We start from the raw sequence: 26,210 nt of genomic DNA on the forward strand, positions 1-26,210 counted from the left end.
GTCCAACAAACAGCACCAAGCATTGGCGTATCTAGTGGACCAAGTTTCCTTCGGGGCGGATTTTCTCCAGCTCGACCCGTCGACCGCGCCGAGTCGCGGCATCACGGCGTGGCTCACCGATGCGTTCCGCGCCGCGATCCGCGACGGCCGGCTCGCTCCCGGCACCCGATTGCCCGCCACCCGCGTGCTGGCGGGCGAACTCGGCATCTCGCGTGGAGTGGTGGTCGAGGCGTACCGCCGGATCACCGACGAAGGCCTGGTCAGCGGCCGCTCCGGCGGCGGAACCGTGGTACTCGCCCGGCCGGTGAGTACATCTCCGCGCTCCGCGGCACCCTTCGACACGCACCGACTCCCGCGCCCGCGCCTGACCCTCGCCGAGGGCATCGACCTCTCGCCCGGCGTGCCCGATCTCTCGGCGTTCCCGCGCAGCATGTGGCTGCACGCCGAACGGGTCGCGCTCGCCGAGACGGCTCCCGAGGACCTCGGCTACGGAGACCCGCGCGGCCATCCGCGGCTGCGTGCCGCGCTGGCTCCCTGGTTGGGACGCACTCGCGGCCTGCGGGTGGAACCCGACGACATCCTCATCGTCGCCGGGGTGGCCCAGTCCATGTCCCTGCTTGCCCAGCAGCTGCGCCGCGAGGGAACCGAGGCGATCGCGGTCGAGGATCCCGGGTCGCGCGGTGCCGTCGAAGAATTCGAATACTGGGGCCTGCGAGCGGTTCCGGTCCCGGTCGACGACGACGGCATCCACGTGGATGCGCTCGCCGCGTCCGGTGCCGCGGCGGCATTCCTGACGCCGGCGCACCAGTTCCCGACGGGGGTGGTGCTGGCCCCGGCCCGGCGGCGCGAACTGCTGTCGTGGGAGGCCGAATTGATCGTCGAGGACGACTACGACGCCGAGTACCGCTACGACCGCGCGCCCGTCCCGGCGCTGCACCCGTCAGCGCCGGACCGCATCGCCTACACCGGCAGCACCTCGAAGAGCCTTGCCCCCGCACTGCGGCTGGGTTGGCTGGTGCCGCCCCGCAGCCGCTTCGCCGAGCTGGTGGATGCCAAACACGCCACCGACCTGGGTAGCCCCACGGTGCCGCAGCTGGTGTTGGCGCGGCTGCTCGAATCCGGCGAGTACGACCGGCATGTCCGGCTGGTCCGGGCCAGGCACCGAGCCAGGCGCGACGCCCTGCTGCAGAGCCTGTCGGGCGCGCTGCCCTCGGCAACCATCACCGGGGTGGCGGCGGGTCTGCACCTGTTGGTCATGCTGCCCGCCGGTGCCGATGACGTGGCACTGGCCGACGAGTTGCGGGCAGCCGGTGTTCTGGTGCACCCGCTGTCCTGGCATCGGCGGCTGCCCGGTCCGCCCGGGCTCGTGCTCGGCTACGCCTCACACACTCCCGACCGGTTGCGCGCGGCAGGGGAGACCATCGTGCGCGTTGTCGGCCGACCCTGAAAGAGCTTGATTGTCAAAGGCTGTCGCCGACGTCCACGACGTGAACGTCCACACCTGCAGACGCGATGAGATCAAGCTGTTCGGCAGCGGCCGTGGAATCGGTCACCAGATGGTCGATCTGGTTGAGCGCCACCATCTTCGCGAGCGTGACCTTGCCGATCTTCGATCCGTCGACGGCTACCACGACGCGCTGAGCATTGGCCGCCATCGCGATGGCGGTGCGGGCCTCAGCCTCGTCGAAGGTCGTCGCACCGACCTCGGCCGACATCCCGTCGGCACCGAGAACGGCGGTGCCGACGGTGATGACCTGAAACGCGTGTTCGGACATAGGGCCAACAGCCTCAAGGGAATTCGCTCTCACCAGGCCGCCCGTCATGATCACCTTCATGTGCGCATCCACAGCGCAGTCGGCAGCGATCGTCAGCGAGTTGGTGACCACAGTCATCTGCGGGCGTCCCTTCAACGCCCGGGCGACCTCGCCCGTGGTGACGCCGCCGGTCAACGCCACCGATTGTTGGCCCGCAGGCACGAGCGCGGCGGCATGCTGAGCGATCCGGCGCTTGATGGCGACCATCCGGTGGTCGCGAAGCCGAACCGGGATTTCGCTGCCACTCGGGTCGAGTGCGCGGGCACCGCCATGGGTGCGCACCAGAAGTCCTTGCCCCTCAAGCTCGGCGAGGTCGCGGCGGAGCGTCGCGGCAGACACCCGCAGTTCGGCACAGAGCACGTGCGACGCTACTTCGCCACGCTCTCGGAGCAGCGAGAGCACTTCGCGCATTCGGTCAGTGCGTTTGATCGACATTGCTGTGTCTCCCTGGGCTGATGGTCGAGACAATCAGTTTTACTGATCGTTTCGTGGATTGCTATTGCGCGCTTTGAGCGAGCTTTTCATGATCGACGAATGTTCGACAGCACCCTCCCCCCACTGCGGGTCGCCTCGTGACCCTGACCGCCACCTCCGACCTCATCGCATCGGCGACCGCCGAACGCTCAGCCGTCCTGGCGTTCAACGTCATCACCATCGAGCACGCTGAAGGAATCGCTGCCGGAGCCGAACATGCGGGCGCCGCCGTCGTCATGCAGATCAGCGAGAACACCGTGCGCTTCCACGGCGGTCGGCTCGCGCCGGTGGCGTCGGCCTGTGCGCGGATCGCCGAGGGCAGTGTCGTCCCAATCTCTCTGCACCTCGACCACTTTCGGGATCCCGCACTGCTCGGCGACGCGATCGCGGCAGCCGATGCACTCGGCGTCACATCGATCATGGTCGACGCCGCCCAATTGCCGTATCAGGACAACGTCGAGAGGACCCGGTCCTTCGCCGATGCCGGGCACCGGGCAGGGTTGTGGGTGGAAGCTGAGCTGGGCGAGATCGGAGGCAAAGCCGACGCGCATACGTCGGGCGCCCGGACGGACCCGGACGAGGCGGTGTTGTTCGCCGAACAGACCGGCGTCGACGGCCTTGCGGTGGCCGTGGGCAGCACGCATGCGATGACGGTCCGCGACGCACGGCTCGACCTTGCGCTGATCCATGAGTTGGCAACGCGCGTGCCGATTCCCCTTGTCCTGCACGGATCTTCCGGAGTTCCCGACGGCCAGCTCCGGCAGGCCGTGCAAGCAGGCATCCGGAAGATCAACATCGGAACCGCGCTCAATGTTGCCTTCACCGGCGCGGTACGGGACGTGCTCGCCACCGACGCTGCGGTCACCGACCCCCGCGGATACGTGAAGGCCGGCCGCCAGGCGATCGGGGACACCGTCGCGGAACTGTGCCGTTCTCTCGGGCCGTCGCGGCAGCCCGTGACCGCAGGAGAGCAGAAGCGATGACCAGCACTCAATCGAACACGTTGCCCGACAAACGAATCGCTGAGATGATCCGAGCGCACAAGAGCGGTGAGCCCGTCGGCGTCTACTCCGTGTGTTCGGCGCATCCCACGGTCGTGGCGGCTGCTCTCACACAGGCCATGGCCGACGGCAGCTACGTGCTCATCGAAGCGACGTCGAACCAGGTCGACCAGTTCGGTGGCTACACCGGTATGCGTCCGGCGGAATTCCGCGATCTGGTCCTCGGTGTTGCCGATGAGTACGGGTTTCCGCGCGACCGCGTCGTACTTGGTGGAGACCACCTCGGGCCCAATCGGTGGCAGCATCAAAATGCCGGCGCCGCAATGGCGAACGCGGATGTCCTGATCGCCGGGTACGTCAGCGCCGGATACCGCAAGATCCACCTGGACTGCAGCATGTCCTGCGCGGACGACCCGGCTGTGCTTTCCGATGCGGTGGTGGCGAGCCGCACCGCGCGATTGCTGCGGATCGCCGAAGACAGTGCGCAACGCGCGGGCCTCGACGGCCCGGTGTACGTCATCGGCACCGAAGTGCCGGTGCCCGGCGGAGCCCACGAAACCCTGAGCCGGCTCACCCCGACACCGGCCGAACGGGCCCTGCGCACCATCGCTGCGCACAAAGCTGCGTTGGCCGAGGCGGCACTCGAGGATGTCTGGCCGCGCATCGTCGCCTTGGTGGTACAGCCCGGCGTCGAATTCGATCACCTGAACGTCATCGACTACGACCGCGACGCGACCGCGGAACTTCGGCATGTCCTCGACGCTGAAGATCATCTGGTCTTCGAGGCGCATTCCACCGATTATCAGCGTCCGGCCCAGCTGCGAGAGCTGGTGGAGGACCATTGGGCCATCCTCAAAGTCGGACCTGCGCTCACTTTTGCCATGCGCGAGGCGCTCTTCGCGCTCGCCCACATCGAAGACGAGCTTGTCGCACAGCCGGACCGGTCGAACCTCATCGACGTGGTCGAACGCAGGATGCTCGCCGACCCCGGGCACTGGCAGACCTACTACGAAGGCGACCCGGCCACTCAGCGCACCGCTCGCCGGTACAGCTACAGCGACCGACTCCGCTACTACTGGGCGGACGACGAGGTGGACACCGCCCGCCGGACACTTCTGGCGAACCTCGATCGCAACGGCATCCCCATGCCGCTGATCAGCCAGTTCCTGCCGACCCAGTACGAACGGATCCGCACGGGCGAACTGGACACGACCGCGCAGGCGTTGGTGATCGATCGAATACGTGACGCGTTGCGCCCCTACGCCGACGCCTGCCGTACTGCACAACCCTTGATCTCAGGAGAACGCCGATGACCAGCTCGCAAGTTCAAGTCCCCGCTCAAGAAGACGGTGGCGCAACCATTCTCGAGATCGGCCAGCAACCGGACGCCTGGCGCGAGGTTGGCGCCGAAACCGATGACGATCTCGCCGAATTCCTCCGCAGCATCGTCTCGCGGCCCGACCTGCGGGTCATCCTCACCGGGGCCGGTAGCTCGGCGTTCGCCGGTCAGATCGCGGCCCCGGCGCTGCGGCGGCATCTCGGCAGGCGCGTCGAGGCCATCGCGACGACAGACATCGTGGCCAGTCCGCGAGACCACCTCGAGCGGGACACACCGACGCTGATGGTCTCGTTCGGCAGGTCGGGAAACAGCCCGGAAAGCCTCGCCACCACAGCGCTGGCCGACGAACTCGTCGGCGACGTCTGGCATTTGATCTACACATGCGACCGTGCGGGGGAGTTGGGTCGCGCGCACCGCGGCCGCGCCGATTCCCGCGTCGTATACCTGCCGGAGCGCACCAATGACACCGGCTTTGCGATGACGTCCAGCCTGACGTCGATGCTGCTGTCATGCTTGCTGACGCTGGGACCGGCGCGCCGCAGTGACGTCGAGGCCCTGGCGGGCGCTGCCGAACACGTCGTCACTCTGCAGCCCGACATCCGGGCTTTGGCGCAGAGCAAGTGGCAGCGCATCGTCTATCTCGGCTGCGGGCCGTTGACAGGGTTGGCGCAGGAGTCGGCATTGAAGCTCCTCGAACTCACCGCCGGCGAGGTCGTCACCTATTTCGATTCCCCCTTGGGATTTCGGCACGGACCCAAGTCGGTGCTCGACGGTCGCACACTGGCGGTGGTGTACGTCTCGACCGATCCCTACACCCGCCGTTACGACCTGGACATCGTCGCCGAACTGCGCGCCCAGCTTGGTCCAGACGCAGTCAGAGTGCTCAGCTGCGAACCCATCCCCGCGGCGTTGGGGGCAGCGATCGTGCTGCCGGGGCTCCAGCATCTGGACGACGCGCAGGTAGCCTTGCCCTATCTGGTGTTCGCCCAGTACCTCGCGCTGTTCAGCGCGCTGGAATACAACAAGACACCGGACAATCCGTTCCCATCCGGCGAGGTCAGCCGCGTCGTGCGGGGCGTCACGATCCATCCGATGCCCTCCACTGACCCGGAAGCGCGGTGATCGACGATGGCCCTTTTTCTCGGAGTTGACGGCGGGGGTTCGAAGACTGCGTTTGCCCTCATCGACGACATGGGGCGCGTCGTGGCCCGGGCCGCGGCACCGACCTCGTACTACTTCAACGACGGGTTCGATGTCGTGGAACGTGTTCTGGTACAAGGTGTCACGGATATCTGCGGGCAAGCGGGCATCAACACCGCCGACATCGACGCCGCGTTCTTCGGTATCCCCGGGTACGGTGAGTCGAGCAGCGATCTCGACCGCATCGATGCTGTCCCCGCGGTGGTACTCGGCCACGATCGCTACGACTGTGACAACGATATGGTGTGCGGCTGGGCCGGATCTCTGGCCGGCGCGGACGGTATCAACGTGATCAGCGGTACGGGTTCGATGACGTACGGCGAACGGCGCGGTGTCGGACGCCGGGTCGGCGGCTGGGGCGAACTGTTCGGCGACGAAGGTTCCGCCTATTGGGTTGCCACGCAAGGGCTCAACGCCTTCAGCCGAATGAGTGACGGCAGGCTCGCGCCCGGTCCGCTTCACCAGCTTCTGAAAGAGCGGCTGCAGCTCGGCGCGGATCTCGACGTGGTGAGCCTGGTCATCGAGAAGTGGGCGGGCAACCGCAGTTCCATTGCAGCCCTGGCGACTACCGTGTGCCAGGCGGCACGCGCAGGTGACGCTGCGGCCCGGCAGATCCTGTCTGCCGCCGTGTCCGAGTTGGTCACGTTGGTCGAAACCACTGCGGCGCTCATCGGGTTCACCGAACAAGAACCGGTCCCCGTCTCGTACTCCGGCGGCATGTTCTCCGACGACGGCTTTCGGGATCTGTTCGTCGCCGCGCTCGGAGAGCGGCCCGCCAAGTACGACCTGCAACGCCCGCTGCTCGACCCCGTACTCGGCGCCGCGCTCTACGCGGCCAAGCGCAGTGGCCATCCGCTCAGTTCTGCTGCGCTGCGCCAACTCACCTCAACCCACGCGTGATTCGAACAAGGTGACCGTGACATGACCGATGCGACAATCACCACCGGCCGCCGCCGCGGCTGGATCTTCTACGCGACGCTGCTGATCCTGTTCTGGGGGGTCTGGGGCGCCTGGTCTGCTCTACCCGCCACGAAGTACGGCTACCCCGACGAGATGATCTACAGCATCTGGGCGCTGACCATGATCATTCCGGCCGCGTTTGCGTTGCGGCGCCAGCGCTTCGACCGGCGGCCACGCGCCGCGGTTTACGGCCTTCTCATCGGGCTCACCGGCGCCGGCGGACAATTGCTGTTGTTCCAGGCGCTCACCATGGGCCCGGCGTACCTGATCTTCCCGATCGTCTCCATCTCACCTGCCATCACCGTGGTCATGGCAATGGTCCTGCTACGCGAGCGGATCAGGGCCCTGGCGGTTGTCGGCCTCGTCGCGGCACTGGCGGCCATCGTGCTGTTCAGCATCACCAGTGCCGACTCCACGGGCTCGTCCGGCCCATGGCTGCCGCTAGCCATCCTGATCTGTGTGGCCTGGGGAGTCCAGGCGTACTTCATGCGAAAGACCGCGACAGTGGGCGTCAACGAAGCCACCACGTTCGGCTGGATGGCCATCAGCGCGATCCTTCTGATTCCTGTCGCGGTGCTGTCGATGAGTGGTATCCCGACCGGATATCCCTGGCAGGCACCGGTTCTGACAGCGGGAACGCAGTTGCTCAACGCGGTCGGCGCGCTGTTTCTGGTGATGGCGCTGCACCGCGGCAAGGCCAGCATCGTCGCACCGACGACCAACGCGCTGGCGCCTGCGCTGACCATCGTGGTCTCACTGGTCGCCTATCACGCCCTGCCCACCCCCTACGGAGCCGCCGGCATCGTGCTGGCCCTGCTCGGCTCGACGCTGATGGTCTACAGCGACGAGAAACGCGGTGAAACGCCCACGGCGACCGCCGTATCCGGAAGCACACACACAAGGAGCCTTACGTGAAGCCCACAGTGGTCGTCATCGGCGCGGGTAGCGTCGAGTTCACCCGCGAACTTCTCGGTGACATTCTGTCCTTCCCGGAACTGGAATCCACTCGAATCGTGTTGCACGACATCGATTCCGAGCGGCTGGAAACAGCCGAGGCGATTGCGCACGCGACCGCACGTGCGGCGGGCGCCAGCCCGGAGGTGATCGCCACGACCGATCGGCGCCGCGCGCTCGACGGCGCGGACTACGTCATCAACGTGATTCAGGTCGGCATGCACGAGGCGACGCTGCGCGACTTCGAGATTCCGGCTCGTTACGGGCTGAACCAAACCATCGGCGACACGATCGGTATCGGCGGAATCTTCCGCGGCCTGAGGACTTTTCCGGTGCTCGCGGGCATCGCCCGGGACATGGAGCAGATGTGCCCGGACGCCTGGCTGCTCAACTACACCAACCCGATGGCGATGAACGTCAGCTTCCTGCATCACGTCGCACCGCGGCTGAAGGTGCTCGGCCTGTGCCATTCGGTGTACTGGACGATGGTCGGCCTGTGTGAACTCATCGACGTGCCGTATGACGAGGTGTCCTACTGGTCGGCGGGCGTGAACCACCAGGCGTGGGTGTTGCGGTGGGAACGTGGCGGGCAGGACCTGTATCCCTTGTTGGACGAGCGCATTACCGCCGATCCCGAACTGCGGCGGCGGGTGCGAGTGGACATGTACCGGCGCCTGGGTTACTACCCCACGGAGACCAGCGAGCATTCCAGCGAGTACGTGCCGTGGTACACGCGCCATCCCGACGAGGTCGACCGGCTGCGGATCAACGTGGGCGAGTACGTGTCCATCAGCGAGGCGAATCTGGCCGAATATGCCCGGGTCAGAGACCAATTGGCGGACACGAAGACGCTCCCGATCGATACCGGCTCCACCGAGTACGCACCGCAGGTGATCCATTCGTTGGAAACCGGGACGAGGCGCGTCATCTCGGCCAACGTGGTCAACCACGGGCTGATCACCAATCTGCCGGACGGCGTTGCCGTCGAAGTTCCGACCGTACTCGACGCGCTGGGGGCCCATCCGATGAAGGTGGGTGAGCTGCCGCCGCAATGTGCCGCGCTCAACCGGAACTTCCTCGGTCCCGTGGACTTGACGGTGCGTGCCGCGGTCAATGGCGATCCCCGCCTGGTGCGAGCGGCGGCGATGGTCGATCCCAACACCGCTGCCACGCTTACCGTCGACCAGATATGGGAGCTGTGCAACGAGCTGACCACCGCACATGGTGACCTCCTGCCCGCGCCGCTGCGCTCGACGTTGGCGCCGTGAGAACGGCCGGCCATGAACCAGACCCACGTCCACATGTCGCCAACAAAGGAGTGTCTACCGTGATCCGACACCGGCTCTGTATCGCAGTGGTTGCTGTTCTTGCCCTCGCACTTGCCGCGTGCGGTGGCGGGTCGTCATCGTCCGGCGCGGTCGAGATCGCGGTGTGGCACGGGTACCAGGACACCGAGGGTGAAGTGTTCAAGGGTCTGATCGCGCAGTACAACAAGGAGCATCCCGACGTCCGGGTCAAAGAGCTCTACTCCAGCAATGACCTCGTGCTGCAGAAAGTTCTGACCGCGGTACGCGGCGGCAGCGCCCCCGATGTGGCGTACATGTTCGGGTCGTGGTCCCCGAACATCGCCAAGATCCAGTCTGTGGTCAACATGTCCGAGGTGGTTTCGTCGCCCGACTGGAATTGGGACGACTTCTATCCCGCCGAGCGGCAGGCGGCGACGGTCGGGGACAAGATCGTCGGGGTACCCGCCCTGGTGGACAATCTCGCGATCGTCTACAACAAGAAGCTGTTCGCCGAGGCCGGGGTGGCGCCGCCGACGGCGAGCTGGACGTGGGACGATTTTCGCAGTGCTGCCGCCAAACTGACCGACCCGGCGAAGGGGCAGTACGGCTGGCTCATCCCCGCCGACGGCAGCGAAGACACGGTGTGGCACTACATTCCGATGCTCTGGGAGGCCGGTGGTGACGTCTTGACGCACGACAACGAGCGGGCTGCCTTCAACTCCGAGGCCGGTGTGAAGGCCCTGACCACCCTGCAACAGATGGCGGTCACCGACAAGTCGCTCTACCTCGACACCACCAACGAGAACGGCCCGAAGCTGATGAACAGCGGCAAGGTCGCAATGCTGGTCACCGGTCCCTGGGACCTCAGCCAGCTGTCCGACATCGAATACGGGGTGCAGGTGATGCCGACGTTCGCCGGTGGTACGCACCAAACGATCTCGGGTCCCGACAACTGGGTGGTGTTCAACAACGGGGACAAGCGCAAGCAGGCGGCGATCGACTTCGTCAAATGGCTGACCGCACCCGAACAGGTCAAGGCGTTCTCGTTGGGCACCGGGGATCTGCCCACCCGGCAGTCCGTCGGGCAGGATCCCGCGTTCCGCGAGCAGCTGAACCAAAAACTCCCGGGCAGTGCCACATTCGTCGAGAACCTGGCCAACGTGAAGAACGTGCGGCCGACCGTCGAGCAGTATCCGGCGATCTCCGAGGCGCTGGGGCAGGCGATCGTCGCGGTCATGCTCGGCAAAGAGCAGCCCGCGGATGCACTGAACTCCGCAGCGCGGGCTGCCGACGCCGCGCTGGCCGGGAAGTGAGCGTGGTGTCGGCGAGAGGGCTGACCGCCCGGTTCCAGTGGCTCGGCCGGTCGGAGACAGTGGCGGGATGGGCGCTGGTGAGTCCGGCTGCGGTGCTCATCGGTGCCTTCGGCTTGTTGCCGGTGCTGATGTCGCTGATGCTGTCGTTCCAGCGGTCGGATCTGCTGACGCCCGAAACCCCGTGGGTGGGCTTGGACAACTATCGCAAACTGGCCGAGGATCCAGTGGTCGTCGAGGCGATCAAGCACACGATCATCTACACGGCGCTGTTTGTACCCGGCACGATGCTCGTCGGTCTGTTCGTCGCGGCGGCGCTGAACCGCTCGGTGCGCTTCATCTCGGTGTACCGAACCGCTGCGTACATCACCATGGCGGTCTCGACCATCTCGCAAGGAATCATCTTCCTGTGGCTGACCGACCGTGACTACGGTCTGGTGAACGCGGCGCTGGGCGCCGTCGGCGTTCCGGCACAGCCCTTTCTGGCCTCGCCGACCCAAGCCCTGTACGTGATCGTGGCCATGACGATCTGGGGCTGGACCGGATTCTCGGTCATCGTGTATCTGGCTGCCCTGCAGGGAGTTCCCGCCGAACTGCACGAGGCCGCGGCGATCGACGGGGCGAGCCCGTTCACCCGCTTCCGCACCATCACGGTGCCACTGCTGGGACCGGCGAATCTGTTCCTCGTCGTCTGGCTGACCATCAACGCGCTCCAATTGTTCGACGAGGTCTACGCGACGACGCGCGGCGGACCGCTACGCGCCACCACCGTCATCGTGTATTACCTGTGGGACCGGGCGTTCGTGCAGTTCGACGCCGGGTACGCCGCGGCGATGGCCTACGCGCTGTTCGTGGTCATCCTGCTGATCACCGCCGTCCAGTTCCGTATCGCCCGGAAGCATGTGCACACCTCATGACCACCACCCGACTACCCGAAACCGAAACCCTTGCGCAGCAGGCACAGCAGCATCCGCCGGGCCGACGGAAGATGCGAATCCCGTTCAGCCCGTGGCATCTGGTTCTCATCCCGCTGACCTTCCTGCTGGTCGTCCCGCTGTTGTGGATGCTTGTCACCTCGTTGGAGAGCGAAGGGGAGGCCAACCGCTTCCCGCCGGTGCTCCTGCCCGAGCGGCCGCGGTTCGAGAACTACGTCGACGCCTGGAACGCCGCACCCTTCGGGCATTTCTTTCTCAACAGCCTGTTGGTCACCTCAGTGGTGTTGGTGAGCAACCTGATTGTCTGCAGCCTGGCCGGCTACGCCTTTGCCCGCATCCGATTCCTGGGCAGGGGAGCGCTTTTCGCCACGTTGATGGCCACTCTGATGGTGCCGTTCCAGGTCACAATGATCCCGGTGTTCCTGATCGTCAAATGGTTCGGCGACAACGTGTGGGCGGGCCTGGGCATCGATCACATCGGCGCGCTGATGTTGCCCAACCTGGCCACGGCCTTCGGCATCTTCTTCCTGCGCCAGTTCTTTCAGACGGTTCCGGTCGAGCTCGAAGAAGCGGCCCGGGTGGACGGGACATCCCGGCTGGGCGTGCTGTTCAAGATTGTGCTGCCGCTGTCGCTGCCCGCGTTGTCCACCCTCGCGGCACTGACCGTACTGACCTCCTGGAACGACTTCCTGTGGCCGCTGATCGTGATCACGTCGCAGGACCAGATGACGATTCCGTTGGGGCTCAGCTATTTCCAGGGAGCACATCGGGTCAAATGGCCGCTGTTGATGGCGGCGAATGTCATGAGCCTGTTGCCCATGCTGTTGGTGTTCGTCGGAGCGCAACGGTATTTCGTGCAATCGGTGGCCAGTACCGGACTGAAGGGCTGAACGTTGGCTGAAGTGGAGTTTCGTGATGTCACCCGCCGGTTTTCCGGGGATGTGCTCGCGCTCAAGGGGCTGAACTTGACCGTGTCGGACGGCGAGTTCCTGATCCTCGTCGGACCATCGGGCTGCGGTAAGAGCACCGCGCTGCGCTTGCTCGCAGGCCTCGACAAGCCGACATCCGGAGAGATCCGGATCGGCGGCACCGTTGTGAATGACCTTGCGCCCGGGCAGCGCGACATCGCGATGGTGTTCCAGAACTATGCGCTCTACCCGCACATGTCGGTCTATCGCAACCTCGCATACGGCCTGCGGCAGCGCCGGACCCCGCGCCAGGAGATCGACCGTCGGGTGCGCGAAACCGCCGAATTGCTGCAGATCACCGGACTTCTGGACCGCAAGCCCGGCCAACTGTCCGGCGGGCAGCGACAGCGAGTGGCCATGGGACGTGCGCTTGTCCGTGAACCGCGGGCGTTCCTTCTCGACGAGCCGTTGTCGAACCTGGACGCCAAGTTGCGCAACCAGGTCCGCGGGGACCTCAAACGCCTGCACCGCGAGGTCCCGGTCACCTCGATCTACGTGACCCACGATCAAGTGGAGGCGATGACGCTGGGGGACCGTCTGTGCGTGATGTCCGACGGCGAGGTGCAGCAGATCGGCACCACCGACGACATCTACAACCGCCCGGCCAACACGTTCGTCGCCGCCTTCATGGGCAGTCCACCGATGAATCTGATTCCCGCGGTCATCCGCTCCGGCATCTTGCATGTGGGCGGTGCCGCGGTGACACCCGCATCCTCCCCGGACGGGCCGGTCACCGTCGGGGCCCGCCCCGAACATCTGCAGCTGTCGGCTCACTGCCGCGAAGGCATGGTGCCGGCCCGCGTCGACTTCGTCGAACCGCTGGGCAGCCATGTCCTGGTGACGGCCCTTGTCGACGCCGGGGACACGCAGACGCGGGTGATCGTGCAGGCACCGGCAGACACCGAGTTGGCCTCGGGTGCCCCGATCGGCCTGACACTGCCGCCGGAGCGGACGTACTTCTTCGACGCCGAGACCGGCGATGCCCGACGCGATCGCGAGCGCATCTGTCTCTGAGGCGTGCTTGCGGCCGATCATTTCGGCAGCCCCGGCGGGGTTTGGGCCCGAACTCATGACCCCATCATGCGATCCCGCGTAACCTGTTGGCGCGCGGGCATGTCGAGAGTCATCGATCGGGGCGGGAGCTGATGCGGCACTACTACACCGCTGATGCGATCCGAGCCGCTGAGGCCCCGCTGCTGGCTTCGCTGCCCGACGGCGCCCTGATGCGCCGTGCCGCCTACGGATTGGCGACGGCCATCGCCCGCGAGTTGGTCGCCCGCACCGGCGGGGTCGCGGGCCGCCGGGTGTGCGCGGTCGTGGGCTCCGGCGACAACGGCGGCGACGCGCTGTGGGCGGCGACCTTCCTGCGCCGCCGCGCCGCCGCCGCCGACGCCGTGCTGCTCAACGTGGACCGCACCCACCCCGCCGCGCTGGCCGCATTCCGCGCCGCAGGCGGCAGGGTCGTGCAAAAGATCGCTGCCGCAACCGATCTCGTGATCGACGGGGTGGTGGGGATCTCGGGGCGTGGCCCGTTGCGGCCGGCCGCCGCCGAGGTGTTCGCCGCCACCACCGCGCCGGTGGTCGCCGTCGACATCCCCAGCGGCATCGACGTGCAGACCGGGTCCACCGACGGCCCGCATGTACGCGCCGCACTCACCGTGACCTTCGGCGGTCTCAAACCCGTACACGCACTGGCCGATTGCGGACGCGTCGAACTCGTCGACATCGGCCTGGATCTGCCCGCCACGGACGTGCTCGGACTCGACGCCGACGACGTCAGAGCGCTGTGGCCGGTTCCCGGTCCCCACGATGACAAGTACACCCAGGGCGTGACGGGGCTGGTGTCCGGTTCGGCGACGTACCCGGGCGCGGCGGTGCTCAGCGTCGGCGCTGCCGTGGCCGCAACGTCGGGCATGGTGCGCTACGCGGGAAGTGCTGCACAGCAGGTGCTTTCCCACTGGCCGGAAGTCATCGCCGCGGCAAGCCCGCAGGAGGCCGGGCGGGTGCAGGCCTGGGTGGCCGGCCCCGGTATGGGCACCGATGACGACGCGAAGGCGGCACTGCGGTTCGTCCTCGACACCGACCTGCCGGTTCTCGTCGACGCCGACGGGCTCACGCTGCTCTCCCAGGACCCCGGCCTGGTGGCCGGCCGCAACGCCGCGACGGTGCTGACGCCCCACGCGGGGGAGTACCAGCGGCTGGCGGGCGAACCCGTCGGGGACGACCGCGTCGGCGCGGCCCACAGGCTCGCCGACCGGCTCGGCGCCACGGTCCTGCTCAAGGGCAACGTCACCGTCATCGCGGGCACCGACGGTGCCACCTACCTCAACCCGGCCGGTCAATCGTGGGCCGCCACCGCCGGTTCGGGCGACGTGCTCTCGGGTGTCATCGGCTCTCTGCTGGCGGCCGGGCTCGAGCCGGCACGGGCCGCCGCCGCCGGGGCATTCGTGCATGCCCACGCGGCCAACCTCTCCGCGGCCGACCCGGGTCCACGACCCGCACCCACATCGGCGTCGGCCATCCTGGCCCACATCCGCACGGCGATCGCGTCGTTGTAACGGAAGGAACACCATGTCCCGCAAGCATTCCCACGCCCAAGTCGCCCCCGCCTACACCGGACGGCTCGACATGGCGCCGGTGCCGGCGCTGCGCCTGCCCGACGACGCGATGGAACCCGCTGCGGCCTACCGGTTCATCCACGACGAGCTCATGCTCGACGGCAGCTCACGGCTGAACCTGGCGACGTTCGTCACCACCTGGATGGACGACGAGGCCGGAAAGCTGATGGCCGAGACGTTCGACAAGAACATGATCGACAAGGACGAGTACCCGGCGACCGCGGCGATCGAGACGCGGTGCGTGAACATGGTCGCCGATCTCTTCCACGCCGAAGACCTGCGCGACGACGACCCGGCCAGCGCCACCGGGGTATCCACGATCGGATCCAGTGAGGCCGTGATGCTGGCGGGCCTGGCCCTGAAATGGCGCTGGCGCGAGAAGGTCGGCGACGGATGGAAGGGGCGCACCCCCAATCTGGTGATGGGGTCCAACGTTCAGGTGGTGTGGGAGAAGTTCTGCCGCTACTTCGACGTGGAACCGCGGTATCTGCCAATGGCCGAGGGGCGCTACGTCATCACTCCCGAACAGGTGCTCGGGGCGGTCGACGAGGACACCATCGGCGTCGTGGGCATCCTGGGCACCACGTTCACCGGTGAGCTCGAACCCATCGCCGAGATCTGCGCGGCGCTCGACGAGCTGGCGGCAGGCGGAGGCGTCGACGTCCCGGTGCACGTCGACGCCGCCAGCGGCGGCTTCGTGGTGCCGTTCCTGCACCCGGACCTGCAGTGGGATTTCCGGCTGCCCCGGGTGGTCTCGATCAACGTCAGCGGGCACAAGTACGGCCTGACCTATCCGGGCATCGGGTTCGTCGTGTGGCGCAGCAAAGACCACCTGCCCGAAGACCTGGTGTTCCGGGTGAACTACCTGGGTGGGGACATGCCGACGTTCACCCTGAACTTCTCCCGCCCCGGCAACCAGGTGGTCGGCCAGTACTACAACTTCCTGCGCCTCGGCCGGGCGGGATACACCCAGGTCATGCAGTGTCTGTCGCAGACCGCACGCTGGCTGGGCGACGAGCTGCGGGCAAGCGAGCACTTCGAGATCATCTCCGACGGGTCGGCCATCCCGGTGATCAGCTTCCGGCTCAGCGGCGACCCGGGCTACACCGAGTTCGACGTGTCGCAGGCGCTGCGGGCGTTCGGCTGGCAGGTTCCGGCCTACACGATGCCCGACGATGCGTCCGATGTCGTCGTGCTGCGGATCGTGGTCCGTGAGGGCTTCTCGGCCGACCTGGCCAGGGCCCTCAAGGAGGACCTGATCACCGCCCTCGGCCACCTCGACAAACTCAAGCCGGGCGGATTCTTCGATCGGGTGCAACCCTTCACGCACTGACGCCGCACGCTCCGGTGCGGGGCCGCTCGCCGCTTCTGGGACAATGGCGGGCGGTGATATGACGATGCAGACGAGCGAACTCACGGCCCCCCTGACTCAGCACACCGCGCCGCAGGCAGTGGTGGATCTCGGCGCCGTCGAGCACAACGTGAAGGTTTTGCGCGAGCTGGCCGGGCCGGCGCAGGTGATGGCGGTGGTCAAGGCCGACGGGTACGGGCACGGCGCTGTCCAGGTCGGCCGCGCCGCGCTGGCCGCCGGGGCCGCCGAACTCGGCGTCGCCACCGTCGGCGAGGCGCTGGCGCTGCGTGCCGGCGGCATCACGGCACCGGTGTTGGCCTGGCTGCACCCACCGGGCACCGACTTCGCCCCGGCTGTCGCGGCCGATGTCCAAGTGGCGGTGTCATCAGCGCGCCAACTCGGCGAGGTCCTCGCGGCGGTCGCTGACGTCGGGTCGCCCGCCACCGTGACGGTCAAGGTCGACACGGGGCTGAGCCGCAACGGGGTGAGCCCCGCCGACTACCCCGCGCTGCTCACCGCCCTGCACCGCGCGCATACCGACGGTGCGATCCGGGTGCGCGGCATCATGAGCCACCTGGCGCACGGTGACGTTGTCGACCATCCGTTCAACGACGTGCAGGCGCAGCGGTTGGCCGCGATGCGTGATCAAGCCCGCGAGCACGGCGTCCCCGTCGAGATCGCCCACCTGAGCAACTCACCTGCCGTGCTGACCCGGCCGGACCTGGCGTTCGACATGGTGCGCCCCGGCGTCGCGGTCTACGGCCTCAACCCGGTCCCCGACCGCGGCGATGTGGGCCTTCGTCCTGCGATGACACTGAAATGCCCAGTGACACTTGTACGTTCGGTCAAGGCCGGGGACGGCGTGTCCTACGGTCACCTGTGGGTGGCCGATCGTGACACCACGCTGGCGCTGCTGCCGCTCGGTTATGCCGACGGGGTCTACCGGGCCCTGAGCGGCCGGTTCGACGTGCTGATCCGGGGCAAACTGCGGCGTGCCGTCGGGCGGGTCTGCATGGACCAGTTCGTGGTCGACCTCGGGCCGGACGCGGCCGACGTCACCGAGGGCGACGACGCGATCCTGTTCGGGCCGGGCACCCAGGGTGAATCCACCGCGCAGGACTGGGCCGATCTGCTCGACACCATCCACTACGAGATCGTCACCAGCCCCCGCGGCCGCGTCGTCCGCAGCTACGTTTCGGGCCAGAGCCATTGAGCGACCGCGCCCCCGATGAGCACCATCACCGGGCCCGCTGGCTGGCGGGTGCAGCGGGGCTGACCGCCATCGGCACCGTCGCCGGTGCATCGGTGGCACGGTCGCTGGGGCGCCGGGTGCTCGCCGAGGATCCGTACGCCGGCGAGAATTTCCACCTTCTCGACGCCGACCGCAGTTCGGTCGTCACCACCGCCGACGGGGTGCCGCTCGCGGTGCGCGAGGTCGGGCCGCTCGACGCGCCGCTGACCGTGGTGTTCGCGCACGGATTCTGTCTTCAGATGGGCGCCTTCCACTTTCAGCGGGCCCGGTTGGCCGAACAGTGGGGTCCGCAGGTGCGAATGGTGTTCTACGACCAGCGCGGCCACGGCCAGTCCGGAACCTCCGACCCCGACACCTACACCGTCGAGCAGCTCGGCAAAGACCTCGAATCCGTACTGGCAGTGACGGTTCCGCGAGGGCCGGTGGTACTCGTCGGCCATTCGATGGGCGGCATGACCGTGCTGTCGCATGCCCGGCAGTTCCCGAAGCGCTACCCGTCGCGGGTGGTCGGTGCCGCGCTGATCGCCTCGGCCGCCGAAGGGGTGTCGCGGTCCCCGCTCGGTGAGATCCTGCGCAACCCGGCGCTGGAGGGGGTCCGGTTCGCCGCGCGGTATGCCCCCAAGACGGTGCACCGGACCCGCGGCGCCGCGCGGTCGGTCATCGGTCCCATCCTGCGCGCCGCGTCGTACGGCGACGAGAAGATCAGCCCGAGCGTGGTGGAGTTCTCCGAGCAGATGATGCACAGCACGCCGATCGCCACGCTGGTGGAGTTCCTGCACGCACTCGAGGTGCACGACGAGTCCGCGGCGCTGCCGGTGCTCGCCCGGGTGCCGACGTTGATCGCGTGCGGTGACCGGGACCTGCTCACCCCGATGGAATACTCAGAGGCCATGGCCGCGCAGCTACCGAAATCCGAGTTGGTGATCGTCGGGGGCGCCGGCCATCTGGTGCAACTGGAGGAACCCGAGGTGATCGACGACGCCCTGGTCGGACTGGTCCAGCGGGCCACCCCGTCCAAACTGGTCACGCTGTCGCGGCGGGTGCGCGAGCGGGTGCGGCCCCATGACTGAGCGCACCGCGGGTACCGCGCAAGTGGGCACCGCCGACGACACGATCGCCCTCGGCGCGACGCTCGGTGCCGGCCTGCGCGCCGGGGACGTCGTGGTGCTGTCCGGGCCGTTGGGTGCGGGAAAAACGGTGCTGGCCAAGGGAATTGCGCAGGCGATGGATGTCGAGGGACCCGTGGTGTCGCCGACTTTCGTGCTGGCCCGGGTGCACCGGGCCCGCCACGCCGACCGGCCCGCGATGATCCACGTCGACATGTACCGGCTGCTCGACCATGCCGGGGCCGACCTGCTGGGCGAACTTGACGCGCTGGATCTGGACACCGATCTCGAAGATGCCGTCGTGGTGGTCGAGTGGGGCGAGGGCCTGGCCGAGCGCTTGTCCGATCATCATCTCGATATCCGGATCGACCGGGATCCCGACAGTGAGGTCCGTACCGTGACGTGGCAGTGGAACGCGCCGTGAACCTGCTGACGATCGACACCGCCACCCCGGCGGTCAGCGCCGGGGTGGTCCGGCGCGCCGACGACGGCACGGCGACGACGCTGGCGGAACGGGTCACCGTCGACCCCCGGGCGCACGCCGAGCAGCTCACCCCGAATGTGCTCGGCGCGCTGAGCGACGCCGGGCTCACGGTGGCCGACCTCGGCGGCGTCGTCGTCGGGTGCGGGCCCGGCCCGTTCACCGGGCTGCGGGTCGGGATGGCCAGCGCCGCGGCGTTCGGACACGCCCTCGGTGTCCCGGTCCATGGCGTGTGCAGCCTCGACGCCATCGGGGTCCGCACCTCTGGTGAGGTTTTGGTGGTCACCGATGCCCGCCGCCGCGAGGTGTATTGGGCGCGCTACCGCGACGGGGTGCGGGTCGACGGCCCTGCGGTCAACGCACCCGCCGATGTGCCCGCCGGGGCGGACCGGGTAGCGGGATCGCCCGAGCACGCCGCGTTGTTCGACCTGCCGCGTCTGGAACCGGTGTACCCGACGCCCGACGGCCTCGTCGCCGCGGTGGGGGACTGGGCCGAACCGGCACCGCTGATCCCGCTGTACCTGCGCCGCCCTGATGCCAAACCGTCTGTGGCGGTGCAGAAATGACCATCACCTACGACGACAGGACCAAGGCTGACGCGGACCGCTGCGCGGAACTGGAATCCCAGCTGTTCCCCGGGGACGATCCCTGGCCTGCGCGGGCCTTCCTGGCCGAGCTGGCCGCCAAGCACAACCACTACATCGCCGCGCGCAGCGAAGGGCGCCTGGTCGGCTACGCCGGCATCTCCCGGCTGGGCCGGGTCCGCCCGTACGAGTACGAAGTGCACACCATCGGTGTCGACCTCGAGTTCCAGGGCCAGGGCATCGGCCGCAGGCTCCTCGCGGAGTTGCTCGAATTCGCCTCGGGCGGAACGGTTTTCCTGGAGGTGCGGACCGACAACGTGCCGGCGATCAAGCTCTATGAGAGCGTCGGATTCGTCAACATCGGTCTGCGTAAACGGTATTACCGAGCCAGCGGCGCCGACGCGTATACCATGCAACGCCTTCCCGCGGGGAGCCCATCATGATCATCCTGGCCATCGAAAGTTCCTGTGACGAAACCGGAGTCGGCATCGCTGAGCTCGCTGACGACGGAACCATCACGCTGCTGGCCGACGAAGTGGCCTCCAGCGTCGACGAGCACGCCCGGTTCGGGGGCGTCGTCCCCGAGATCGCCTCGCGCGCGCATCTCGAAGCGCTCGGCCCGACCATGCGGCGGGCACTGGACTCCGCGGGCATCGAGCGGCCCGACGTCGTCGCCGCGACCATCGGTCCCGGACTGGCCGGGGCCCTGCTGGTCGGCGTCGCCGCGGCCAAGGCCTACGCGGCCGGCTGGAACGTACCGTTCTACGCGGTCAACCATCTCGGCGGGCACCTGGCCGCCGACGTCTACGACCACGGCCCGCTGCCGGAGAGCGTCGGGCTGCTGGTCTCCGGCGGACACACGCACCTGCTGCACGTCCGGTCGCTGGGCGAGCCGATCGTCGAGCTGGGCAGCACCGTCGACGACGCGGCCGGTGAGGCCTACGACAAGGTGGCCCGGCTGCTGGGGCTCGGCTACCCCGGCGGCAAGGTGCTCGACGACCTCGCCCGCACCGGAAACCGTGACGCCATCGTCTTCCCGCGGGGGATGACCGGGCCGCGTGACGACCCGTACGCGTTCAGTTTCTCGGGCCTGAAGACCGCGGTCGCGCGCTATTGGGAGAAAGAAGCGACGCATTCCGATGAGGTCAAGGCCGATATCGCGGCCGGCTTCCAGGAGGCGGTTGCCGATGTGCTCACGCGTAAGGCCGTGCGTGCGGCCACCGACCTCGGTGTCTCGACACTGCTGATCGCCGGCGGGGTGGCTGCCAACTCGCGGCTGCGGGAACTGGCCGAAGAACGCTGCGCCGCAGCGGGTTTGACGCTACGGGTGCCGCGCCCGCGATTGTGCACCGACAACGGCGCGATGATCGCGTCGTTCGCCGCGCATCTGATCGCCGCGGGCGCTGCGCCCTCACCGCTGGATGCCGCAAGCGACCCCGGGCTGCCGGTGCTACAGGGGCAGGTGGCGTGAGCCCGGCGGACAAGCTGGAGATCACCGAGCTGTTGTACCGCTACGCCGAGCTCATCGACGCGGGTGATTTCGACGGCGTCGGGCAGCTGCTCGCCCGGGCCACGTTCGGCGGTACCGCATCGCCGGCCACGTCCGGTGCCGAGGACATCGCGAAGCTCTTCGCGTCGAGCACGCGGCGCTATCCCGAACACGGCAACACCCCGCGGACCCGGCACCTCGTGCTCAACCCGATCGTGGAGATCGACGACGGGCACGCGACCGCGCGGTCGACCTTCGTCGTCGTCCAGAACACCGATGCGGTTGCACTGCAACCCATCGTGGTCGGGCGCTACGCCGACCGGTTCGCCCGAGATGACCAGGGCTGGCACTTCACCCAGCGCACGGTCGACGTGGAGATGGTCGGAGATGTGTCAGCGCATCTCATGATCGACCCGAGCGTCTATCAGAGGTGATCGCAGGCGTCACGGCGCGACCCGCAACAGGCCCCACGACGTCAGCGTCCTGATCAGGTTGACCTTCTCGTCGTCGGTCAGCCCGCCCGGCAGCTCCCGAACGTAGAAGGCTCCTGTCTGGGCGATGAACCGCAAGGCATCGTAGGCGATCGCATTGGCCGACAGGATCACGGTGCCGCCGTCATCGATGAGCTCTGCGATCGAATCATGCTGCGTCACCGTCATATTCGGTGCGGAGTCGTTGAACACCCGGCGCGCGGGCACGATACTGCGCACGTCGTACCACACGTCCGGCAGCGGCTCGGCGAAAGCGTCCTGATACCGCTCGCGGAACTCGTCGAAGGTGAGTTCGCGCCGGTCGCGGTGATCGTGGGGGCCTGCGCGCGGGGCGTTCTTGGGGGCATGCCCGACGTACCGGCCGAAAAAGCGCATGCAGAAGTCGGTGTATTCCGTCGTGTACAGGATGAACGCGTGCCAGGCCTCGTCGACGCGGGCCGAATACATGCCGACGACGACATCGCGATTCAGCTCACACAGCACCAGATATCTGAGTATCTCGGCTAACAGTTCGCGGCCTTCGCCCGGTTCGCCGACGACGCGATCCTTCACCAGTCGCTCGACGACATAGGGTGCCTCGAACGACAAGGCATCGCGAAGCAGCGGGGAAACCGTCGCTTGGACTGCGGATTCGGCCGTGGACATCAGGTGGGCTCCATTCGGAACAGGCCGGCATCTTCCAGGGCTTCGGCGATCGCATATCGCTCCGCTGCCGTCACCGGCCCCGGAATCTCGCTCACATCGAATTCGCCTCTGCGCGTGCAGAACACGATGGCCTCGCGTGCCAACCTGGTCATCCGCAGCTGTTCGATCCAGCCGCCGGGCGTCTCGACACCCAACGCAACACCACCATCGACATCGCGACAGCTCAGCGCGAGATCCGGGTGCGTGATCGTCAAGACCGGCGACGCGCCGCGGTCCGGACTGTCGGGTTCTGGTCTGCCAAGGCCGGTGACGAACCGGCGCGTCGCGGCCGAGCCGAGCTGATGGCACCGATCGAGAAGGTGTTCGGCGGCAGCGCATTCGGTCTGCGCCAGGAATCGGGCGACTTCGCGAAGCAACGCCTGCCGATATCTGGCCGTCTGAACCCAGAGGTACGGATCGTCGGCGTCGACCGGCCGTCGCGCTTGCAGTACGGGCAGGCACGCATCTGCGTCGTCGCGGCGCTCACCGTCGCGCGGGCTCGTCACATGCAGCGACAGCGACCATCGATTCGTCGGGTTGCGCGGGTCGTGGATACACGGTTCGTAGATGAAGCCGACGCGTCCCGCCGGGGCCGCAAAGCGGTTCTTGGGGACCAATTCCTGTCGCCGATAGGACTGGTCCCGATCGTAGGTCTGAACGGTGAGTTCGTTGCGGCAGACGGCGGTGATGGTCCAGGCCGTGTGCTCGTGGGCGCCTGCGCTGCTGCCCGGTGGCCAGTAGCCGAAGGCGAACCGGATTCCGTAGCCCGCCAGAGTGTAGAAGGGAACCAGGCCGCGCCGTGGTGCCGGGCGTTGCATGAGATCGAGCTCGCGCGCCATGCAATCGACCAAGAACTCGTCGTCACGCACCGCCGCGGTGATGGCCGCGCGCGCCGCGACGACCGAGTGCCGGTCCGGGTGCTCGGCTGCGTCTCGGGACGGGAAGCCTTGCCCGTCGATCACGCCGCAGAGGTCGTCGAGTCTCATCTACTGCGACTGGCACGGCGGCAGGCAGTGCGACGAGCAGTTCTTCGAGGTGCACACTGCGCACTGCTCCGGCGGGATGTACACAGGAGGAACTTTGGCGCGCAACGCCGGACTCATCTGAATGTTGAGGCGATCCACGGCCCGTTCGGTGCTGTTGGGCTCCAGCACGGAACCGGCGTCGAAGAAGCGTCGCACCTGCGCAGCCGTGGCAGAGACCGTGCGCGTCCGGCGGAACGTCACCTCGGCCGTGCGGGCCAGCCAGACGACGACTCCGCCCATCGGCATCGTCGGCGCGGGTGCGTCTCTGACGGCCAGGATGTCGCTCTTCGGGATGTCGATACTGATCGACATGTCGTCCAGCTCAGGGTGGAGCCGGACGACATCCTCTTTGGCCGACACGCCGATGTAACCCGCCAACGCGATGACTTCGGCGACGTCGACACCCTGGGCGGCCATCCGCGCCAGCTCCGGATGCACTGAGAATTCCTGCTCACCGCTAGAGGCGGTATCGGCCATTTCCCTCTCCTTCACTGCTGGCGCTAGAACAACACAGACCTCTCGGGGCGGCTCGAAACGGGACGTGACCCGTGCATTTGCGCCACAGCATCCCATGCGTGATTCGCCGTCGAGGCGTGATTGTGGCGATTGGGGTGGGTCCGGGATTGCGCCGGTCCGGAGGGGCCGGCTGCCGTCGTGTTCGCCGTGGACGAACAGCCCGCCGAATAGTCAGGGTCCAACCTTGAGTGCTAGCACTCGCATGTATAGAGTGCTAGGTGGCACGCGGCCAACCCCAGCGCCGGCACCCGCGACGACGGAGCGAGGGCACGGACGTATGCCACGAACACCTGGTAACCGGCATCTGGGGATCCCCCCGGATCCACACCCCGACAAGTGGAGGGCTTCCATCGTGGCAGTCAACATCAAGCCACTCGAGGACAAGATCCTCGTTCAGGCCAACGAGGCCGAGACCACGACCGCTTCCGGTCTGGTCATCCCTGACACCGCCAAGGAAAAGCCGCAGGAAGGCACCGTCGTCGCAGTTGGCCCCGGCCGCTGGGATGAGGACGGCGAGAAGCGGATCCCCCTGGACGTTGCCGAGGGCGACACCGTCATCTACAGCAAGTACGGCGGCACCGAGATCAAGTACAACGGCGAGGAGTACCTGATCCTGTCGGCCCGCGACGTGCTGGCTGTCGTCTCCAAGTAAAAGCACCGTGTCCCGCCCCGGAGATCCCCGTACGCGTACGGGCGATGTCCGGGGCGGTATGCGTGATAAGGAAAGACATCTATGAGCAAGCAGATTGAGTTCAACGAAACTGCGCGGCGTGCCATGGAGGCCGGTGTCGACAAGCTCGCCGACGCGGTCAAGGTGACCCTGGGCCCGCGCGGCCGAAACGTGGTGCTCGCCAAGGCATTCGGTGGACCGCAGGTCACCAACGACGGCGTCACCATCGCCCGCGAGATCGACCTGGAAGACGCATTCGAGAACCTCGGTGCCCAGCTGGTCAAGTCCGTCGCCACCAAGACCAATGACGTCGCCGGTGACGGCACCACCACCGCGACCGTGCTGGCGCAGGCTCTGGTCAAGGCCGGGCTGCGCAACGTCGCTGCCGGTGCCAACCCCATCGCACTCGGTTCCGGCATCGGCAAGGCCGCCGACGCGGTCTCGGAGGCCCTGCTGGCCGCCGCCAAGCCGGTGTCCGACAAGACCGCGATCGCGCAGGTCGCCACGGTCTCCTCGCGTGACGAGCAGATCGGCGAGCTGGTCGGCGAGGCCATGACCAAGGTCGGCCATGACGGCGTGGTCACCGTCGAGGAGTCCTCGACGCTCAACACCGAGCTGGAGATCACCGAGGGCGTCGGCTTCGACAAGGGCTTCATCTCCGCCTACTTCGTCACCGACTTCGACCTGCAGGAAGCAGTGCTCGAAGACGCCGTGGTGCTGCTGCACCGCGACAAGATCAGCTCCCTGCCCGACCTCCTGCCGCTGCTGGAGAAGGTCGCCGAGGCAGGCAAGCCGCTGCTGATCGTCGCCGAGGACGTCGAAGGCGAGGCACTGTCGACGCTCGTCGTCAACGCCATCCGCAAGACCCTCAAGGCCGTCGCGGTCAAGGCGCCGTTCTTCGGTGACCGCCGCAAGGCGTTCCTGGAGGACCTCGCGATCGTGACCGGCGCCCAGGTGGTCAACCCCGACGTGGGCCTGGTGCTGCGCGAGGCCGGCCTCGACGTGCTGGGTTCGGCGCGTCGTGTCGTGGTCAGCAAGGACAGCACCGTGATCGTGGACGGCGGCGGCTCCAAGGACGCCGTGGCCGACCGCGTCAAGCAGCTCAAGTCCGAGATCGAGACCACCGACTCCGACTGGGACCGCGAGAAGCTCCAGGAGCGGCTGGCCAAGCTCGCCGGCGGCGTCGCGGTGATCAAGGTCGGCGCGGCCACCGAGACCGATCTCAAGAAGCGCAAGGAAGCGGTCGAGGACGCCGTCGCGGCAGCCAAGGCCGCCGTCGAAGAGGGCATCGTCACCGGTGGTGGCGCCGCCCTCGTGCAGGCTCGCGCCGCCCTCGACAAGCTGCGCGGTGAGGTCAAGGGCGACGAGGCCATCGGCGTCGAGGTGTTCTCCTCCGCGCTGTCGGCCCCGCTGTACTGGATCGCCACCAACGCCGGGCTCGACGGCTCGGTCGTGGTGAACAAGGTCAGCGAGCTGGGCAACGGGCAGGGCTTCAACGCCGCGACGCTGGCCTACGGTGACCTGGTCTCCGAAGGCATCGTCGACCCGGCGAAGGTGACCCGTTCGGCGGTCCTCAACGCCGCATCGGTGGCCCGGATGATCCTGACCACCGAAACCGCTGTCGTGGACAAGCCTGCGGAAGAGGCCGACCACGGCCATCACCACGGGCACGCCCACTAGGTAGTGCGTACGAAACACCCCC

The 26,210-nt window shown here is 67.4% G+C and carries 26 protein-coding genes; 22 read left to right on the forward strand and 4 right to left on the reverse strand.

What is annotated here, in order from left to right; genetic code table 11:
* The first annotated feature begins 34 nt into the window (after positions 1-34).
* A complete protein-coding gene (gene pdxR, locus RMCB_RS19275) occupies positions 35-1,447 on the forward strand; it encodes a MocR-like pyridoxine biosynthesis transcription factor PdxR (protein WP_062830073.1) in 1,413 nt (470 codons plus the stop codon).
* Between the two features lie 13 nt (positions 1,448-1,460).
* Here pdxR and RMCB_RS19280 read toward each other — a convergent pair whose 3' ends face one another.
* The gene (locus RMCB_RS19280; RefSeq protein ID WP_062830074.1) at positions 1,461-2,249 is read right to left on the reverse strand and encodes a DeoR/GlpR family DNA-binding transcription regulator; all 789 of its coding nucleotides are present in this window, start codon (positions 2,247-2,249) and stop codon (positions 1,461-1,463) included.
* Positions 2,250-2,386: 137 nt separating this feature from the next.
* On the opposite strand from RMCB_RS19280, the gene RMCB_RS19285 reads away from it, so the two are divergent.
* From RMCB_RS19285 to RMCB_RS19375, 19 genes are all read left to right on the forward strand, one after another.
* Entirely contained in the window at positions 2,387-3,271 is an 885-nt protein-coding gene (locus tag RMCB_RS19285; protein WP_062830075.1) for a class II fructose-bisphosphate aldolase, read from the forward strand.
* Positions 3,268-4,602: a D-tagatose-bisphosphate aldolase, class II, non-catalytic subunit gene (locus tag RMCB_RS19290; protein WP_062830076.1), complete on the forward strand. Its 1,335-nt coding sequence runs from the start codon at positions 3,268-3,270 to the stop codon at positions 4,600-4,602. Before RMCB_RS19285 ends, RMCB_RS19290 begins: the two co-directional genes overlap by 4 nt.
* The gene (locus RMCB_RS19295; protein ID WP_062830077.1) at positions 4,599-5,750 is read left to right on the forward strand and encodes an SIS domain-containing protein; all 1,152 of its coding nucleotides are present in this window, start codon (positions 4,599-4,601) and stop codon (positions 5,748-5,750) included. Before RMCB_RS19290 ends, RMCB_RS19295 begins: the two co-directional genes overlap by 4 nt.
* Positions 5,751-5,756: 6 nt before the next feature.
* A complete protein-coding gene (locus RMCB_RS19300) occupies positions 5,757-6,728 on the forward strand; it encodes an N-acetylglucosamine kinase (protein WP_062830078.1) in 972 nt (323 codons plus the stop codon).
* Between the two features lie 21 nt (positions 6,729-6,749).
* Positions 6,750-7,703, forward strand: coding sequence for a DMT family transporter (locus tag RMCB_RS19305; protein ID WP_062830079.1), 954 nt, complete (start codon positions 6,750-6,752; stop codon positions 7,701-7,703).
* Positions 7,700-9,010, forward strand: coding sequence for an alpha-galactosidase (gene melA / locus RMCB_RS19310; RefSeq protein WP_062830080.1), 1,311 nt, complete (start codon positions 7,700-7,702; stop codon positions 9,008-9,010). The genes RMCB_RS19305 and melA overlap by 4 nt, the downstream gene beginning before the upstream one ends.
* Positions 9,011-9,069: 59 nt before the next feature.
* A complete protein-coding gene (locus RMCB_RS19315; protein WP_062830081.1) occupies positions 9,070-10,341 on the forward strand; it encodes an ABC transporter substrate-binding protein in 1,272 nt (423 codons plus the stop codon).
* 2 nt (positions 10,342-10,343) lie between these two features.
* The gene (locus RMCB_RS19320) at positions 10,344-11,255 is read left to right on the forward strand and encodes a carbohydrate ABC transporter permease (RefSeq protein WP_062830270.1); all 912 of its coding nucleotides are present in this window, start codon (positions 10,344-10,346) and stop codon (positions 11,253-11,255) included.
* Complete coding sequence (locus tag RMCB_RS19325; RefSeq protein ID WP_062830082.1) at positions 11,252-12,163, forward strand: carbohydrate ABC transporter permease; 912 nt, start codon at positions 11,252-11,254, stop codon at positions 12,161-12,163. Before RMCB_RS19320 ends, RMCB_RS19325 begins: the two co-directional genes overlap by 4 nt.
* A 3-nt stretch (positions 12,164-12,166) precedes the next feature.
* On the forward strand, positions 12,167-13,255 hold the full coding sequence (locus RMCB_RS19330; RefSeq protein ID WP_062830083.1) for an ABC transporter ATP-binding protein: 1,089 nt from the start codon (positions 12,167-12,169) through the stop codon (positions 13,253-13,255).
* 131 nt (positions 13,256-13,386) lie between these two features.
* The gene (locus tag RMCB_RS19335) at positions 13,387-14,799 is read left to right on the forward strand and encodes an NAD(P)H-hydrate dehydratase (RefSeq protein ID WP_062830084.1); all 1,413 of its coding nucleotides are present in this window, start codon (positions 13,387-13,389) and stop codon (positions 14,797-14,799) included.
* A 13-nt stretch (positions 14,800-14,812) separates the two neighbouring features.
* On the forward strand, positions 14,813-16,192 hold the full coding sequence (locus RMCB_RS19340; protein ID WP_062830085.1) for a glutamate decarboxylase: 1,380 nt from the start codon (positions 14,813-14,815) through the stop codon (positions 16,190-16,192).
* 64 nt (positions 16,193-16,256) lie between these two features.
* Positions 16,257-17,423, forward strand: coding sequence for an alanine racemase (gene alr / locus RMCB_RS19345; RefSeq protein ID WP_062830271.1), 1,167 nt, complete (start codon positions 16,257-16,259; stop codon positions 17,421-17,423).
* The gene (locus RMCB_RS19350) at positions 17,420-18,532 is read left to right on the forward strand and encodes an alpha/beta fold hydrolase (protein WP_062830086.1); all 1,113 of its coding nucleotides are present in this window, start codon (positions 17,420-17,422) and stop codon (positions 18,530-18,532) included. The genes alr and RMCB_RS19350 overlap by 4 nt, the downstream gene beginning before the upstream one ends.
* Positions 18,525-18,992 carry a tRNA (adenosine(37)-N6)-threonylcarbamoyltransferase complex ATPase subunit type 1 TsaE gene (gene tsaE, locus RMCB_RS19355; RefSeq protein ID WP_062830087.1) on the forward strand — a complete coding sequence of 156 codons (468 nt, stop codon included), beginning with the start codon at positions 18,525-18,527 and terminating at the stop codon, positions 18,990-18,992. Before RMCB_RS19350 ends, tsaE begins: the two co-directional genes overlap by 8 nt.
* Complete coding sequence (gene tsaB / locus RMCB_RS19360) at positions 18,989-19,615, forward strand: tRNA (adenosine(37)-N6)-threonylcarbamoyltransferase complex dimerization subunit type 1 TsaB (RefSeq protein WP_109784357.1); 627 nt, start codon at positions 18,989-18,991, stop codon at positions 19,613-19,615. The genes tsaE and tsaB overlap by 4 nt, the downstream gene beginning before the upstream one ends.
* Positions 19,612-20,076, forward strand: a complete 465-nt coding sequence (gene rimI, locus RMCB_RS19365; protein ID WP_062830088.1) for a ribosomal protein S18-alanine N-acetyltransferase — start codon at positions 19,612-19,614, stop codon at positions 20,074-20,076. The genes tsaB and rimI overlap by 4 nt, the downstream gene beginning before the upstream one ends.
* Complete coding sequence (gene tsaD / locus RMCB_RS19370; protein ID WP_062830089.1) at positions 20,073-21,104, forward strand: tRNA (adenosine(37)-N6)-threonylcarbamoyltransferase complex transferase subunit TsaD; 1,032 nt, start codon at positions 20,073-20,075, stop codon at positions 21,102-21,104. Before rimI ends, tsaD begins: the two co-directional genes overlap by 4 nt.
* On the forward strand, positions 21,101-21,556 hold the full coding sequence (locus RMCB_RS19375; protein WP_062830090.1) for a nuclear transport factor 2 family protein: 456 nt from the start codon (positions 21,101-21,103) through the stop codon (positions 21,554-21,556). Before tsaD ends, RMCB_RS19375 begins: the two co-directional genes overlap by 4 nt.
* A 9-nt stretch (positions 21,557-21,565) precedes the next feature.
* Here RMCB_RS19375 and RMCB_RS19380 read toward each other — a convergent pair whose 3' ends face one another.
* From RMCB_RS19380 to RMCB_RS19390, 3 genes are read right to left on the reverse strand one after another with little or no spacing between them, the layout of a single operon-like run.
* Positions 21,566-22,258, reverse strand: a complete 693-nt coding sequence (locus RMCB_RS19380; protein WP_062830091.1) for a glycine-rich domain-containing protein — start codon at positions 22,256-22,258, stop codon at positions 21,566-21,568.
* Positions 22,258-23,283, reverse strand: a complete 1,026-nt coding sequence (locus RMCB_RS19385) for a cupin domain-containing protein (protein ID WP_062830092.1) — start codon at positions 23,281-23,283, stop codon at positions 22,258-22,260. Before RMCB_RS19385 ends, RMCB_RS19380 begins: the two co-directional genes overlap by 1 nt.
* Positions 23,284-23,799 (reverse strand): hypothetical protein, encoded by a 516-nt coding sequence (locus tag RMCB_RS19390; protein ID WP_062830093.1) that lies wholly within the window; start codon positions 23,797-23,799, stop codon positions 23,284-23,286.
* A gap of 388 nt (positions 23,800-24,187) precedes the next feature.
* Between RMCB_RS19390 and groES the strand changes: the two genes are divergently transcribed.
* Complete coding sequence (gene groES / locus RMCB_RS19395) at positions 24,188-24,490, forward strand: co-chaperone GroES (RefSeq protein WP_029367666.1); 303 nt, start codon at positions 24,188-24,190, stop codon at positions 24,488-24,490.
* Between the two features lie 81 nt (positions 24,491-24,571).
* Positions 24,572-26,188: a chaperonin GroEL gene (gene groL, locus RMCB_RS19400; RefSeq protein ID WP_062830094.1), complete on the forward strand. Its 1,617-nt coding sequence runs from the start codon at positions 24,572-24,574 to the stop codon at positions 26,186-26,188.
* The last annotated feature ends 22 nt before the right edge of the window (positions 26,189-26,210 follow it).

It is taken from the genome of Mycolicibacterium brisbanense (assembly GCF_001570425.1).
In the GTDB taxonomy this organism is placed as follows: domain Bacteria; phylum Actinomycetota; class Actinomycetes; order Mycobacteriales; family Mycobacteriaceae; genus Mycobacterium; species Mycobacterium brisbanense.

Bases quoted from the DNA above. Each gene is read 5' to 3' on its own strand.
- RMCB_RS19280 (WP_062830074.1), bottom strand. From the start codon at position 2,249: ATGTCGATCAAACGCACTGACCGAATGCGCGAAGTGCTCTCGCTGCTC.
- RMCB_RS19290 (WP_062830076.1), top strand. From the start codon at position 3,268: ATGACCAGCACTCAATCGAACACGTTGCCCGACAAACGAATCGCTGAG.
- RMCB_RS19295 (WP_062830077.1), top strand. From the start codon at position 4,599: ATGACCAGCTCGCAAGTTCAAGTCCCCGCTCAAGAAGACGGTGGCGCA.
- RMCB_RS19300 (WP_062830078.1), top strand. From the start codon at position 5,757: ATGGCCCTTTTTCTCGGAGTTGACGGCGGGGGTTCGAAGACTGCGTTT.
- RMCB_RS19305 (WP_062830079.1), top strand. From the start codon at position 6,750: ATGACCGATGCGACAATCACCACCGGCCGCCGCCGCGGCTGGATCTTC.
- RMCB_RS19325 (WP_062830082.1), top strand. From the start codon at position 11,252: ATGACCACCACCCGACTACCCGAAACCGAAACCCTTGCGCAGCAGGCA.
- RMCB_RS19335 (WP_062830084.1), top strand. From the start codon at position 13,387: ATGCGGCACTACTACACCGCTGATGCGATCCGAGCCGCTGAGGCCCCG.
- RMCB_RS19340 (WP_062830085.1), top strand. From the start codon at position 14,813: ATGTCCCGCAAGCATTCCCACGCCCAAGTCGCCCCCGCCTACACCGGA.
- alr (WP_062830271.1), top strand. From the start codon at position 16,257: ATGCAGACGAGCGAACTCACGGCCCCCCTGACTCAGCACACCGCGCCG.
- tsaE (WP_062830087.1), top strand. From the start codon at position 18,525: ATGACTGAGCGCACCGCGGGTACCGCGCAAGTGGGCACCGCCGACGAC.
- rimI (WP_062830088.1), top strand. From the start codon at position 19,612: ATGACCATCACCTACGACGACAGGACCAAGGCTGACGCGGACCGCTGC.
- tsaD (WP_062830089.1), top strand. From the start codon at position 20,073: ATGATCATCCTGGCCATCGAAAGTTCCTGTGACGAAACCGGAGTCGGC.
- RMCB_RS19380 (WP_062830091.1), bottom strand. From the start codon at position 22,258: ATGTCCACGGCCGAATCCGCAGTCCAAGCGACGGTTTCCCCGCTGCTT.
- RMCB_RS19385 (WP_062830092.1), bottom strand. From the start codon at position 23,283: ATGAGACTCGACGACCTCTGCGGCGTGATCGACGGGCAAGGCTTCCCG.
- RMCB_RS19390 (WP_062830093.1), bottom strand. From the start codon at position 23,799: ATGGCCGATACCGCCTCTAGCGGTGAGCAGGAATTCTCAGTGCATCCG.
- groL (WP_062830094.1), top strand. From the start codon at position 24,572: ATGAGCAAGCAGATTGAGTTCAACGAAACTGCGCGGCGTGCCATGGAG.